This window comes from Lelliottia sp. (assembly GCF_045627565.1).
Taxonomy (GTDB): domain Bacteria; phylum Pseudomonadota; class Gammaproteobacteria; order Enterobacterales; family Enterobacteriaceae; genus Enterobacter.
Window position 1 is genome coordinate 72,402 of the sequence record NZ_JAZQNX010000004.1, and the last position, 14,591, is coordinate 86,992.

12 protein-coding genes are annotated in these 14,591 nt (G+C 53.0%); 8 read left to right on the forward strand and 4 right to left on the reverse strand.

What is annotated here, in order from left to right:
• Positions 1 to 46: 46 nt before the first annotated feature.
• On the forward strand, positions 47 to 1,039 hold the full coding sequence (asnA, locus tag ACKI5T_RS02410) for an aspartate--ammonia ligase (protein WP_407435293.1): 993 nt from the start codon (positions 47 to 49) through the stop codon (positions 1,037 to 1,039).
• Here asnA and viaA read toward each other — a convergent pair whose 3' ends face one another.
• Both viaA and ravA read right to left on the reverse strand, forming a co-directional pair.
• Positions 1,040 to 2,491 (reverse strand): ATPase RavA stimulator ViaA, encoded by a 1,452-nt coding sequence (viaA, locus tag ACKI5T_RS02415; protein ID WP_407435295.1) that lies wholly within the window; start codon positions 2,489 to 2,491, stop codon positions 1,040 to 1,042. It abuts the gene before it with no gap.
• The gene (gene ravA, locus ACKI5T_RS02420; protein WP_407435297.1) at positions 2,485 to 3,981 is read right to left on the reverse strand and encodes an ATPase RavA; all 1,497 of its coding nucleotides are present in this window, start codon (positions 3,979 to 3,981) and stop codon (positions 2,485 to 2,487) included. The genes viaA and ravA overlap by 7 nt, the downstream gene beginning before the upstream one ends.
• A gap of 222 nt (positions 3,982 to 4,203) precedes the next feature.
• Between ravA and kup the strand changes: the two genes are divergently transcribed.
• From kup to rbsR, 7 genes are all read left to right on the forward strand, one after another.
• Positions 4,204 to 6,072 carry a low affinity potassium transporter Kup gene (kup, locus tag ACKI5T_RS02425; RefSeq protein WP_407435299.1) on the forward strand — a complete coding sequence of 623 codons (1,869 nt, stop codon included), beginning with the start codon at positions 4,204 to 4,206 and terminating at the stop codon, positions 6,070 to 6,072.
• A 184-nt stretch (positions 6,073 to 6,256) separates the two neighbouring features.
• On the forward strand, positions 6,257 to 6,676 hold the full coding sequence (gene rbsD / locus ACKI5T_RS02430; RefSeq protein WP_407435301.1) for a D-ribose pyranase: 420 nt from the start codon (positions 6,257 to 6,259) through the stop codon (positions 6,674 to 6,676).
• A 7-nt stretch (positions 6,677 to 6,683) separates the two neighbouring features.
• Positions 6,684 to 8,189: a ribose ABC transporter ATP-binding protein RbsA gene (rbsA, locus tag ACKI5T_RS02435; RefSeq protein WP_407435311.1), complete on the forward strand. Its 1,506-nt coding sequence runs from the start codon at positions 6,684 to 6,686 to the stop codon at positions 8,187 to 8,189.
• Between the two features lie 4 nt (positions 8,190 to 8,193).
• Complete coding sequence (gene rbsC / locus ACKI5T_RS02440; protein WP_015961071.1) at positions 8,194 to 9,159, forward strand: ribose ABC transporter permease; 966 nt, start codon at positions 8,194 to 8,196, stop codon at positions 9,157 to 9,159.
• 29 nt (positions 9,160 to 9,188) lie between these two features.
• Entirely contained in the window at positions 9,189 to 10,079 is an 891-nt protein-coding gene (gene rbsB, locus ACKI5T_RS02445) for a ribose ABC transporter substrate-binding protein RbsB (RefSeq protein WP_015961070.1), read from the forward strand.
• Positions 10,080 to 10,186: 107 nt separating this feature from the next.
• Positions 10,187 to 11,116, forward strand: a complete 930-nt coding sequence (gene rbsK, locus ACKI5T_RS02450) for a ribokinase (RefSeq protein WP_407435313.1) — start codon at positions 10,187 to 10,189, stop codon at positions 11,114 to 11,116.
• A gap of 3 nt (positions 11,117 to 11,119) precedes the next feature.
• Positions 11,120 to 12,130 carry a ribose operon transcriptional repressor RbsR gene (gene rbsR / locus ACKI5T_RS02455; RefSeq protein WP_407435304.1) on the forward strand — a complete coding sequence of 337 codons (1,011 nt, stop codon included), beginning with the start codon at positions 11,120 to 11,122 and terminating at the stop codon, positions 12,128 to 12,130.
• On the opposite strand, the gene mdtD is transcribed toward rbsR, so the two are convergent.
• Both mdtD and ACKI5T_RS02465 read right to left on the reverse strand, forming a co-directional pair.
• The gene (gene mdtD, locus ACKI5T_RS02460) at positions 12,078 to 13,505 is read right to left on the reverse strand and encodes a multidrug transporter subunit MdtD (RefSeq protein WP_133632214.1); all 1,428 of its coding nucleotides are present in this window, start codon (positions 13,503 to 13,505) and stop codon (positions 12,078 to 12,080) included. The two genes, rbsR and mdtD, sit on opposite strands and share 53 nt — an antisense overlap.
• A 10-nt stretch (positions 13,506 to 13,515) precedes the next feature.
• Positions 13,516 to 14,208 (reverse strand): FadR/GntR family transcriptional regulator, encoded by a 693-nt coding sequence (locus ACKI5T_RS02465; RefSeq protein WP_407435306.1) that lies wholly within the window; start codon positions 14,206 to 14,208, stop codon positions 13,516 to 13,518.
• Between the last annotated feature and the right edge of the window lie 383 nt (positions 14,209 to 14,591).

The window sequence follows — 14,591 nt, forward strand, 5'->3', positions numbered from 1 at the left end:
CTGTTTTGTTGCTTAATCAATATCAACAGGACGCAGGAGTATAAAAATGAAAACCGCTTACATCGTAAAACAACGCCAGATCAGCTTCGTTAAATCCCATTTTTCACGTCAGCTTGAAGAGAAGTTGGGCCTGATTGAAGTTCAGGCACCGATCCTCAGCCGCGTAGGTGATGGGACGCAAGATAACCTGTCTGGTTGCGAAAAAGCGGTACAGGTCAAAGTGAAAACATTGCCAGACGCCCAGTTCGAAGTGGTTCACTCACTGGCGAAATGGAAGCGTCAAACGTTAGGACAACACGACTTCAGCGCGGGCGAAGGGCTTTACACGCACATGAAAGCCCTGCGCCCCGATGAAGACCGTCTAACAGCCATTCATTCTGTCTACGTTGACCAGTGGGACTGGGAGCGCGTCATGGGTGATGGCGAACGCCATATCGGTACGCTGAAATCTACCGTAGAAGCGATTTATGCGGGGATCAAAACGACGGAAACGGCCGTCAGTAAAGAATTCGGTCTGGCACCGTTCCTGCCAGACACGATCCACTTTATTCACAGTCAGGATCTGCTGAGCCGTTTCCCGGATCTGGATGCAAAAGGCCGTGAGCGTGCGATCGCTAAAGAGCTGGGCGCGGTATTCCTGATTGGTATTGGGGGGAAACTGTCTGACGGCAAACGTCATGACGTGCGTGCGCCGGATTATGATGACTGGAGCACCGCCGGTGAAAGCGAACGCGCGGGGTTGAACGGTGACATTCTGGTCTGGAACCCGATTCTGGAAGACGCGTTTGAGCTTTCTTCAATGGGGATCCGCGTGGATGCTGACGCGCTTAAACGCCAGCTTGCGGTGACGGGTGATGAAGATCGCCTGAAACTCGAGTGGCACCAGGCGCTGCTGCGCGGCGAGATGCCGCAGACTATCGGCGGCGGGATTGGTCAGTCTCGTTTAACGATGCTGCTGCTGCAACTTTCCCATATCGGCCAGGTTCAGTGCGGTGTATGGCCACAGCAGGTTCGTGCGAGCGTGGATTCTCTTCTTTAATTAGCGTTTCCAGCGTCGGATAAGACGGCTGCGTAACCCGGTATCAAAGCGCCAGATATGATCGAAAATGCGCATGATGCCGGGTTTTCCATGTGCAGACATCGCCACGGCATGAAAGCGATGTTGTTGATCCCGCTGCAAAGACTTCACTTTTGCCACCACGTCGTCCGGTAATCGCTGGGCAATAAAATCAGAAATCACTACCGCATCGGCGTCATACCAGTCCCCACCCTGCATCCGTTCGATGATGGAACGAAAACAGCTGGCGATATCCGTCCCGCCGCGAAAGCGCTGACTCAAAAAGCGGATCGCCTGTTCGATGCCCTGTTCAGCCGTTAACTCATAGCCCACGACCTCACTGGAAAACAGCATAATAAAGCAGCGACGTCGGTCTGCGAGGGCAACGCGCATCAGTGCCAGACAAAACGCTTTGGCGCATTGCTCGTTGAAACCGCCCATTGAGCCCGAGGTATCAACGCAGACAATAAAGGGGCCGCGTGGCTGTTCGTCAAAATCCTGATGAATGACCGGGCGCTGGCTGATTTTCTCATGCCAGGATTCACCCTGCAGGCGATAGGTGAGCAGCTGTTTCTCCACCAGCCGACGGTAAAATTCATATTCCAGTTCGGTGATGCCCAGCGTCGCCAGTTCGGTCGGCAACAGGCGTAAAATATCATCACTTTGCTGTAACCCGTCCACCTGCTCCGGTACGGTGGCGGGCTCGCGCACCAGCGTGCGGAAGGTTTCCATTGGGGCGTCTTTTTTCGGCACTGACTTGGCTTCTCGCGAACGACCAAGCTGCTCTGCGATCTGCATCAATTCGGGTTGTTGCGCCAGAAAATCGCCGTATTTCACAATCAACTGATAATCACCGCGTTTGATTTGTCCGGCGCTCATATCCCACAGACGTCCGGCAGAATTTTCATTTTCCACCAGCACCTGTTCCAGTTGCCCGGTCAGCGTCATGCGTTCCTGAACTTCACTAAGCAGTTGTTCACGTTCCTCTTCCAGAAGCTGCTGGTTGAGTGACGTGGTTTGTACCACCAGGCTCAGCCGCCAACGCTGCAGAAACAGGGTATGCAACGCCGGGGTGAATGTCGCGTTGTCCGTAACCAGCTTGCGGGCCTGAGCCGCATAAGGAGAGTGCACCTTATCGAGTAGCGTCAAAATTTGCGGCAGTTGAACCATGAACTGGGGTGTCGATAACCGCTGGCATTGCTGATAGCACTCCACCTCTTTCGTCAGTTCAGGCGGGACTTCAGTCTCTTTGAGACGTCTGCGTAGGCTATCGCGCCAGCGCGGCAGGTCGTCGGTAACGGCCTTTTTGATACGGGGAAATTTTTCAAAGAAAGCGGCCAGCTGCGGAGAAGCGAGTAGGGTGAGCACGACCTCTTCGATCAACCCCTCTTCTCCGACGGCCAGCATCACATTCAGCGTATCCAGCGTTAGCATTGACGCGCCTGTTTAATCTGCGCGCTGACATCCTGCAGGCTGGCTTCGATACGGCCCAACCAGTCGCTGTGCACAAAGAGGCATTTTTGCTGCTCACTGAAGCGCGTATGTTGCTGGTGCCACTCGGTATCCAGCGCTTCCAACTGCTGTTTGATCTCTTCCGGCACGTTCTCGGCAACGTTGCCAGGCAGGGCAAGGCGTGATCCTTGCAGACTGACATCGCGGATCACCAGATGCTGGCTGGTATCCACTTCCAGATTCAGGATCTGCGCAAAGCCGATCCCGTTTAGCTTTCCGCGGATCTCGCCGCTTTTGTCCAGCCACTGCGCCAGCGCTTCGCGCTCCAGGGTGATGTGCACCACCTGCATATCGTGGAGCTTCAGCGGCTGCTGGAGCAGAAGCGTCAGCGAGGTTTCAGTCAGTTCCGTGGGGAGTTCATAGTGAGGTTTACGCGAGAACATCCCGCCGAGGCGACTGACTTTAAGTGCAGTTTTATCACTTTGCTGCTGCTGAAGCTGGATGCGTCGCTGAGTGATGGCTCCCAGCTGGTTAAGCATGGTCTGCTGTCCCCATGCGTGCCCGGTCATCAAAACATCCAACTGCTGTTGCATGAGATTCATGCCTTCTGCATCGTGCCACAGGCAGTCTTTTAGCAGGATTAGGTCGATCGGGGCGACGGCGTCTCTCCCACTGAATAATGCGCTCGACTGCAACAGGCGAATGGCTTTTTTCCAACGACGGTCTGACACATAGGGTGCTGACGGCAGTAAATCCAGCTGCTGGCGCAGCATGAAGATCAGCTCAAACACCGAATCGGGCAGCTTTATCTTGCCGATATCCTGCTGCCACTGCTGATACTCTTCGTCAGTCACCTGTAGCGAAGGCGAAACCGGATTTTCATTTTCATCCTGCTGACTCACGAGCATCGAGCGGAAATTGGATTTGTCCTGCACTTTGTCCAGCCACAGGCGAATCAACATGCGGTCATACAATGCCTCAAGGCTGTTATCTGCTTCCGGCAGTTCATTAGATGCGGCCACCAGCAAACGCATCGGGATTTTTTCTTCGTACGCGCCGTTGCGAAAGCGGCGTTCGTTGATGGCGGTGAGCAGCGTATTCAGGATGGCGGGACCAGCTTTCCAGATCTCATCCAGAAAAACGATTTCTGCTTCGGGGAGATAGCCAGCCGTTAAACGCTGATAGCGCCCTTCATCTTTGAGAGCCTGAATCGACAGCGGGCCAAACACCTCTTCTGGCGTGGAGAAACGGGTCATCAAATATTCAAAGGCGCGTGCATTTTGAAAGGCGAACTTCAGGCGGCGGGCGATCAGACTTTTTGCTATGCCGGGGGGGCCGAGTAAAAAGACGCTTTCACCGCTCAGCGCAGCCAACAAACACAAGCGAATCGCATGGCTACGCTCGAAAAGGCCTTTTTCCAGTGCGCTGCTGAGGCGGGAAATTCTTTCTGCTAATAAATGTGAGTGAGCCATAATAGTTTTGCGTCCTTTCGCTGTCGTTGCAGCTATTTGATGCGAGTATAGACGTTTCGGCATGGGCTGGTAATAGACTGAAGTACGGCGCTATTTTCTTTGCGCTAAATTAAAGCGGTTGCATTTAGGGATACGATCTTGCGATTAATCGTGCATACTGTGCGCCTTTTTGTGGGCCAAGGGACTCAGCACACATTTGTTCTACAACGAAAAGACTAGTCTATGAGCACTGATAATAAGCAATCATTACGCGCTATAACGCTTGCGGCTATTGGGGTTGTCTATGGTGACATTGGCACCAGCCCGCTTTACACGCTTCGCGAATGTCTGTCCGGGCAGTTTGGTTTTGGTGTCGAACGTGACGCCGTGTTTGGCTTTTTGTCACTCATCTTCTGGCTGCTGATTCTGGTAGTCTCGCTTAAATATCTCTCGTTTGTCATGCGCGCGGATAACGCCGGTGAAGGCGGGATCCTGACGTTGATGTCCCTGGCGGGGCGTAACACGTCGGCAGGAATGACCTCTTTCCTGGTGATCATCGGATTGATTGGTGGCAGCTTCTTCTATGGGGAAGTGGTGATCACCCCTGCGATTTCGGTGCTTTCGGCGATCGAGGGGCTGGAGATTATCGCGCCGCAGCTCGATACCTGGGTGGTTCCGCTCGCCATTATTGTCCTGACCCTGCTTTTTGCGATTCAGAAACATGGCACAGGGCTGGTGGGTAAGCTGTTTGCCCCGATTATGCTGGCCTGGTTCCTGATCCTGGCGGCACTGGGTTTGCGCGGAATTATGGGCAACCCAGAAGTGCTACAGGCCCTTAACCCTATCTGGGCGGTCCATTTCTTCCTGGAATACAAAACCGTTTCGTTTGTTGCCCTTGGCGCGGTCGTGCTTTCTATTACCGGCGTCGAAGCGCTGTATGCGGATATGGGTCACTTTGGGAAGCTGCCGATTCGCCTCGCATGGTTTACCGTCGTCTTGCCGTCTCTGGTGTTGAATTATTTCGGTCAGGGGGCGCTGTTGCTGAAAAACCCTGAGGCAATAAAAAACCCGTTCTTCCTGCTGGCACCGGACTGGGCGCTGGTGCCGATGTTGATTATCGCCACGTTGGCGACCGTTATCGCGTCCCAGGCTGTGATCTCTGGCGTGTTCTCGTTGACGCGTCAGGCGGTTCGCCTCGGGTATTTGTCGCCGATGCGCATTATTCATACCTCTGAGATGGAATCCGGTCAGATCTACATCCCGTTCATTAACTGGCTGCTTTACGTTGCCGTGGTGATTGTGATTGTCAGCTTTGAACACTCCAGCAATCTGGCGGCGGCGTACGGTATTGCCGTCACGGGGACGATGGTGCTTACGTCGATTCTATCGACCACCGTAGCGTATCGGAACTGGCACTGGAATAAGTTCCTGGTGGCGCTGATTCTTGTGGGGCTGTTGTTTATTGATTTGCCACTGTTCTCGGCAAACCTGGATAAAATCGTCTCGGGTGGCTGGCTGCCGTTGACGCTGGGTCTGGTGATGTTCATCGTGATGACAACGTGGAAAAGCGAGCGATTCCGCCTGCTGCGTCGCATGCACGAGCACGGTAATTCTCTTGAGGCGATGATCGCCTCGCTGGAGAAATCACCGCCGGTACGCGTGCCTGGCACCGCGGTATACATGTCACGAGCGCAAAAAGTTATTCCGTTTGCGCTGATGCATAACCTCAAGCACAACAAAGTGCTGCACGAACGCGTGATTTTGCTGACGCTGCGTACTGAAGATGCGCCGTACGTGCATAACGTTCGTCGCGTACAGATAGAACAATTATCCCCGACGTTCTGGCGCGTGGTAGCAAGCTACGGTTGGCGCGAAACGCCGAACGTGGAAGAGGTCTTCCACCGCTGCGGTCTCGAAGGGCTGAGCTGTCGCATGATGGAAACCTCGTTCTTTATGTCGCACGAGTCGCTGATTGTCGGCAAACGTCCGTGGTATCTGCGCCTGCGGGGCAAGCTGTATCTTATTCTGCAACGTAACGCCCTGCGTGCGCCGGATCAGTTTGAGATTCCGCCTAACCGTGTGATTGAATTAGGAACGCAGGTCGAAATTTAAATCGCCGCATGAATGCCGGGAAGCGCAACGCTCACCCGGCATTTTTCTTTATGTTTTTCCCTTCAGATTTTACTTAGCGAAACGTTTCGACGTCGATCACAATTCTGTTACGTCATGATGGTTTTCTGAACACTCTTACGGCTACACTTATTTCAGCGAAACGTTTCGCTAGTGGAGCAAGAAAATGAAGAAAGGCACGGTACTCAATTCTGAAATCTCATCGGTTATTTCCCGTCTTGGGCATACCGATACGCTGGTGGTTTGCGATGCAGGCTTACCGGTTCCGCACGGCACAACACGTATTGATATGGCATTAACGCAGGGTGTTCCCTCGTTTATGCAGGTACTTGATGTGGTGACGGCGGAGATGCAGGTTGAGACAGCCATTCTCGCGACGGAAATTAAACAACATAATCCGCAACTCCACGAAACGTTGCTCGGCCACATAGAGCAACTGCAACAACACCAGGGAAACACCATTGAAATTCGTTACACAACGCATGAACAGTTCAAACAACAAACCGCAGACAGTCAGGCGGTGATTCGCAGCGGGGAGTGTTCCCCGTATGCGAATATCATTCTCTGTGCTGGCGTCACGTTCTGAGGCCATCATGGACGCATTATTGCAACTCAAAGGGATCGATAAATCGTTCCCGGGCGTAAAAGCCCTCTCTGGCGCGGCGTTGAACGTTTACGCCGGTCGCGTGATGGCGCTGGTAGGTGAAAACGGCGCTGGCAAATCCACCATGATGAAAGTGCTGACCGGCATCTATCAACGCGATGCGGGTTCGCTGGTGTGGCTGGGAAAAGAAACCACCTTCACCGGACCGAAATCCTCACAGGAAGCCGGAATCGGTATTATCCACCAGGAATTAAACCTGATCCCGCAGCTCACCATTGCCGAAAATATCTTCCTTGGCCGTGAATTCGTGGGCCGCTTTGGCAACATCGACTGGAAGCTGATGTACGCTGAAGCCGACAAACTGCTGGCGAAACTGAATCTGCGCTTCAAGAGCGACCGTCTGGTGGGCGATCTTTCGATCGGCGACCAGCAGATGGTGGAAATCGCGAAAGTCCTGAGCTTCGAGTCAAAAGTCATCGTCATGGATGAACCGACCGATGCACTTACTGATACCGAAACCGAATCCTTATTCCGCGTCATCCGCGAGTTGAAATCGCAGGGACGTGGCATTGTTTATATCTCTCACCGCATGAAAGAGATTTTCGAGATTTGCGATGACGTCACCGTGTTCCGCGACGGGCAGTTTATTGCCGAGCGCGAGGTGGACTCTCTGACCGAAGATTCGCTGATCGAAATGATGGTGGGGCGCAAGCTCGAAGATCAGTATCCGCGACTGGATAAAGCGCCGGGTGACGTCCGCCTGAAGGTGGATAATCTGTGCGGTCCAGGCGTCGACAATGTCTCCTTTACGCTGCGCCAGGGTGAAATCCTGGGTGTGGCGGGCCTGATGGGCGCGGGTCGTACCGAATTAATGAAAGTGCTGTACGGCGCGCTGCCGCGTACCAGTGGTTACGTCACGCTCAACGGTCATGAAGTCGTCACCCGTTCTCCGCAGGATGGGCTCGCAAACGGCATCGTTTATATCTCTGAAGACCGTAAACGCGATGGCCTGGTGCTGGGCATGTCGGTTAAAGAGAACATGTCTCTGACCGCGCTGCGCTATTTCAGCCGTAACGGCGGTGGCTTAAAACATAAAGACGAACAGCAGGCGGTGAGCGATTTTATCCGCCTGTTCAATGTGAAAACGCCTTCGATGGAACAGGCTATCGGCCTGCTTTCCGGCGGTAATCAGCAGAAAGTGGCGATTGCACGAGGTCTGATGACGCGTCCAAAAGTGCTGATCCTCGATGAGCCCACTCGCGGCGTGGACGTCGGCGCCAAGAAAGAGATTTATCAGCTGATCAACCAGTTTAAGGCTGACGGGCTGAGCATCATTCTGGTCTCTTCCGAGATGCCAGAAGTATTAGGCATGAGCGATCGCATTATCGTCATGCATGAAGGGCATCTCGGCGGTGAATTCACTCGCGAGCAGGCCACCCAGGAAGTTCTGATGGCTGCCGCTGTGGGCAAGCTTAATCGCGTGAATCAGGAGTAACAAGATGACTACCCAGGCTGTTTCTGGTCGCCGCTATTTCACTAAGGCATGGCTGTTGGAACAAAAATCGCTGATTGCCCTGCTGGTGCTGATCGCGGTGGTTTCGACCATGAGCCCAAACTTTTTTACCGTTAATAACCTGTTCAATATTCTTCAGCAGACGTCTGTAAACGCCATTATGGCCGTCGGGATGACGCTGGTGATTTTGACGTCGGGTATCGACCTGTCCGTCGGTTCTCTGCTGGCGCTCACCGGCGCGGTCGCGGCTTCAATTGTAGGGATTGAAGTGAATGCGCTGGTGGCGATTGCGGCTGCTCTGGCATTGGGCGCAGCAATTGGTGCTGTCACCGGGATGATTGTGGCAAAAGGCCGGGTGCAGGCATTTATTGCGACTTTGGTGATGATGCTGCTGCTGCGTGGCGTCACGATGGTCTATACCAACGGCAGTCCCGTGAATACCGGATTTACTGACAATGCCGATCTGTTTGGCTGGTTTGGTATTGGTCGCCCGCTGGGGGTTCCAACGCCGGTATGGATCATGGGCATCGTCTTCCTGGCCGCATGGTACATGCTGCATCACACTCGTCTCGGTCGTTATATTTATGCACTCGGCGGTAACGAAGCGGCAACGCGCCTGTCAGGCATCAGCGTTAACAAAGTGAAGATTATCGTTTATTCCCTTTGCGGCTTGCTGGCGTCGCTGGCGGGCATCATCGAAGTGGCTCGTCTCTCCTCGGCACAACCAACGGCGGGTACGGGTTATGAGCTGGATGCGATTGCGGCGGTTGTGCTGGGCGGTACCAGCCTTGCAGGCGGTAAAGGTCGCATTGTTGGGACATTGATCGGCGCGCTGATCCTTGGTTTCCTGAATAATGGTTTGAATTTGTTAGGTGTTTCTTCCTATTACCAGATGATCGTTAAAGCAGTGGTGATTTTGCTGGCGGTTCTGGTAGACAACAAAAAACAGTAACTGACGACACACTACAGGACATCACTGATATGAATATGAAAAAACTGGCTATTCTGGTTTCTGCTGTGGCGCTGAGCGCTACCGTAAGTGCTAACGCAATGGCGAAAGACACCATCGCGCTGGTGGTCTCTACGCTCAACAACCCGTTCTTCGTTTCGCTGAAGGATGGTGCACAGAAAGAAGCCGATAAGCTGGGCTACAACCTGGTTGTGCTGGATTCTCAGAACAACCCGGCGAAAGAGTTGGCTAACGTTCAGGACTTAACCGTTCGCGGCACCAAAATTCTGTTGATCAACCCAACGGATTCCGACGCAGTAGGTAACGCCGTTAAGATGGCAAACCAGGCGAACATCCCGGTTATCACCCTTGACCGCGTTGCTGCTAAAGGCGAAGTGGTAAGCCACATTGCTTCTGATAACGTGCTGGGCGGCAAAATCGCCGGTAACTACATCGCGAAGAAAGCCGGTGAAGGCGCAAAAGTTATCGAGCTGCAGGGTATCGCAGGGACTTCCGCAGCGCGTGAGCGTGGCGAAGGCTTCCAGCAGGCCGTTGCTGCACACAAATTTAACGTACTGGCGAGCCAGCCTGCTGACTTCGACCGTACGAAGGGTCTGAACGTAATGCAGAACCTGCTGACCGCGCATCCTGACGTGCAGGCCGTATTCGCACAGAACGATGAAATGGCACTGGGCGCGCTGCGTGCACTGCAAACTGCCGGTAAAACAGATGTGATGGTGGTCGGTTTTGACGGCACGCCAGACGGCGAAAAAGCAGTAAACGATGGCAAACTGGCGGCGACCATTGCGCAGTTACCTGAGCAGATTGGCGCAACGGGCGTTGATATTGCAGATAAAGTGCTGAAAGGTGAAAAGGTTCAGGCTAAATATCCAGTTGACCTGAAGCTGGTCATCAAGCAGTAATAGGCGATTCAGGTCGTCGATAACGGCCTGAGGGACTCAAAATAAAGAAAAGTGTGGCACACGCCACCGGGTCAAACCGGTGGCGCTTTTAGATGGACACCTCATACATGAAAACCGCAGGCAATCTCGTCGTCCTTGGCAGTATCAATGCCGATCACATTCTTAACCTTGAATCTTTCCCCACTCCGGGTGAAACCGTCACGGGTAATCAGTATCAGGTGGCTTTCGGTGGTAAGGGTGCAAACCAGGCCGTAGCGGCCGGTCGCAGTGGTGCGAATATTGCCTTTATTGCCTGTACCGGTGATGACGATACTGGCGAACGTGTTCGCAAGCAGCTGGAAAGCGACAACATCGATATTGCGCCAGTGAGCGTAGTGGCTGGGGAATCAACCGGTGTGGCGTTAATTTTCGTCAACGCAGAAGGTGAGAATGTTATCGGTATTCACGCGGGGGCAAACGCGGCGCTAAACATTGAACGCGTTGAAGCGCAGCGTGAAATTATTGCCCGTGCTGAAGCCTTGCTGATGCAGTTGGAGTCTCCGGTAGAAAGCGTGCTGGCGGCTGCAAAAATTGCGCATGAAAATCATACCACTGTCGTACTTAACCCCGCGCCAGCGCGTGTATTATCAGACGAACTGTTGGCGCTGGTGGACATCATTACGCCAAACGAAACCGAAGCTGAAAAGCTGACGGGTATTCGTGTGGAAAACGATGACGACGCCGCGCGAGCCGCTAAGGCATTGCATGAGAAAGGCATCGACACCGTGATTATCACGCTCGGTAGCCGTGGCGTGTGGGCTAGCGTTAACGGTAAAGGCCGTCGCGTGCCCGGCTTTAAGGTTAAAGCCGTTGACACTATTGCGGCGGGAGACACCTTTAATGGTGCGCTGGTCACGGCGTTGCTGGAAGGTAAGCCGATGGATGATGCCATTCGCTTCGCCCATGCCGCGGCCGCGATTGCGGTGACGCGTAAAGGTGCTCAGCCTTCCGTTCCATGGCGCAAAGAGATTGATGAATTTTTGATTCAGCAGAGGTAACGCTTGGCCACAATGAAAGATGTCGCCCGCATGGCGGGCGTTTCTACCTCGACGGTCTCCCACGTAATCAATAACGATCGCTTCGTCAGCGACGCGATTAAGGCGAAAGTCGAAGCCGCGGTTAAAGATCTCAATTATGCGCCTTCAGCGTTAGCGCGTAGTCTTAAGCTCAATCAGACCCACACGATCGGCATGCTTATCACTGCCAGTACCAACCCTTTCTATTCTGAGTTGGTGCGCGGCGTGGAGCGTAGCTGCTTTGAACGCGGTTACAGCCTGGTGCTGTGTAACACGGAAGGCGATGAGCAACGCATGAACCGTAACCTTGAAACGCTCATGCAAAAACGCGTTGATGGGTTGCTGTTGCTGTGTACCGAAACGCACCAGCCCTCGAAAGAGATTATGCAGCGCTATCCTTCAGTCCCAACCGTGATGATGGACTGGGCACCGTTCGACGGAACCAGCGATCTCATCCAGGACAACTCGCTCCTCGGTGGCGACATGGCGACACAACATTTGATTGATAAAGGGTATCGTCGCATCGCCTGTATCACGGGACCACTTGATAAGACGCCAGCACGTTTACGTCTCGAAGGGTATCTGACCGCCATGGAGCGTGCCAGTTTATCCGTACCTGAAGGGTATCGCATCACGGGCGATTTTGAGTTCAATGGTGGTTTCGAAGCGATGCAAAAATTGCTGGCGCAGGAACAGCGTCCGCAAGCGGTATTTATTGGTAACGATGCGATGGCATTTGGTGCCTATCAGGCGTTATATCAGGTGGGATTAAGCGTTCCCCATGATATGGCAATCATTGGCTACGATGATATTGAACTGGCGCGTTATATGACTCCCCCGCTGACCACTATTCATCAACCGAAAGATGAACTGGGGGAGCTGGCCATTGATGTGTTGATTCATCGAATGGCACAGCCCACATTGCAGCAGCAGCGCTTGCAGCTTACTCCTGTTCTGATGGAACGCGGTTCGGTTTCGTCGGGTGGCGATCTTTAATCAGGTTGCGGCCATCTTTCGGTTTCAATAATAAAAACACCAGAGCGGAAACCACGGTAATGACGCCCATCGTAATAAAGGTGTAGTGGAACTGTTCGACGGTGTTTGTGCCTTCTATACCTTCATAAACGCGAAGTACCGCTGCGCTCACGGCCACGCCTAAACTGATCGACAGCTGTTGAGTAACGGCCAGGACACTGTTACCGCCGCTGGCATTTTCATCGGTCAGGTCAGCAAGACTGATGGTGTTCATTGAGGTGAACTGAATAGACATCGCCATTCCCAATATAAAGAGCGGCAGGATCAGCATCCATGCAGGCAGTGCCGATGACTGTAACGAGAACTGCGCAATCATCGCGCCGATAAAGACCGTAATTCCAACCAGCGTTTTCCGATAACCCAGCCCACGTAATATTTTCGTCACCATCGATTTCGCCAGAATAGATCCGACGGCGGTCGGTGCCATCATTATCCCCGCAATCAGCGCCGGATAGCCAAACCCAACCTGTAACATCAACGGCATTAAAAAGGGTACACAGCCTGTGCCAAGACGTGAGGCGATATTCCCCGCGATTCCGACGGAGAAAGTACGCGTTTTAAAAAGCTGTAATGAGATTAGTGGCGTTGGATGGCGGCGCGCATGACGTATATAAAGAAGGAAAAGCAGAACGCTGCCGACGATAATCGACAATGCTATCCAGGTCGCGACGATTTTCTCGCCGAATAACTCCATTCCAATGGAGAACAATACCAGGCTCACACCGAATAGGAAAAAACCGCCCATGTCGAAACTGCGCTTGGGCGTGGTGAAATTTGGCATGTATTTGCGGGCATAGCACAGCCCGGCGATACCAATCGGAATGTTGATCAGGAAAATCCAGTGCCAGCTCGCCCATGTCACCAGTACGCCACCCAACACCGGGCCGAGAATCGGGCCGACCAGACCGGGCATGGTAACGAAATTCAGTACGGGCAAGAGTTCGCTGCGCGGATACGCGCGTAATAACGCGAGTCGTGCGACCGGCATCATCATCGCGCCGCCTATACCCTGAAGCACACGAAAGCTTACTAGCTCCGTTAATGAGGTTGAAAGTGCGCACGCCAGTGAGCCGAGCGTAAATAGCGTGACGGCGAACATAAATATCCGACGTGTACCAAAACGGTCGGCCAGCCAGCCGCTGACAGGGATCAGCATCGCGACGGTCAACGTGTAGCTAATGATGGCGGACTGCATGGCCAGCGGAGAGCGGTTGAGACTTTGGGCGATGGCCGGCAGGGCCGTATTCAGAATGGTGGCATCCAGTGCCTGCATAAAGAAAGCCATTGCGGCAATCCATGGCAATCCCGCCATGCTGCGTGATTTTTTCTCGTTCATCTATTACCTGCTACTGATTTGGGGCAGCCAACAAAGCCTGGCAAGCATGTAATGCGCGTTGTCCATCGCTATCCTGGATAGCATCAACAATGGCCTGGTGCAGATCGAGCTTCACCACTTCATCCTGGGTAATAGAAGCAAAGTAGGTGTGGTACACAGAATGGAACAGGGACGCAAATGAGGTCAGGAAGGGATTTCCACTCATTAAATAGATATGCTCATGCCACGTCATGTCGACTTCAATCCAACGCTGGCGGTTAAAATACTGCTTCAGGAAGGTCATCTCTTCCATTAAGGTGTTCAACTGCGCTTTTTGTTCGGCGCTTCCCAACAGTGCGGCGAGTAAACACGCCTGAGGCTCAAGACTGCTGCGCATCACCAGGAAATGGTCAACAACCTGATGGAAGTTATCCTCAGTCATCCACCAGGAAAGCAACTCCTGATCGAGGAAGTTCCAGTTACTTTGGGGCATAACCCGAGTACCAATACGAGGACGTGGAAGCACCATTCCTTTTGCCGTTAATGTTTTTACTGCTTCACGAACGGCGGTGCGGCTCACCCCAAACTGTTCACCAAGTTCCATTTCTCCGGGCAGAATGCTTCCTGGAGCGTATTTTCCCGCCAGAATTCGTTGCGCTAGCTTTTCTGCCAACACATAAGATAGGTTTTTTTGTGCCGCCAGCTGTTGTGCGCTTAAGGGCATAGCTCTTATTCCTTAATTGTTCTTGCTAGTAAGTATGCCACCTGGAGTGTGATTGTGGCTGCAAAAACAACAAATAGAACAATTTATGGCTTGTTATTAACGGTTTTGGTGAAAAAAAACACGGTTGGAAATTAATTTTAAATTTCCTCTTGTCACCTCAGAATAACTCCCTATAATGCGCCTCCACTGACACGGAACAACGGAACACAAGCCGCCGGGTCAGCGGGGTTCAGCGATGAACACCGGCAGAGAAAAGCGAAAATAAACGCTTGACTCTGAATGAGGAAAACGTATTATACGGGACCTCGCAACGGTGAGCGAAAGCCGCGTTGCACTGCTCTTTAACAATTTATCAGACAATCTGTGTGGGCACTCAAAGTGAC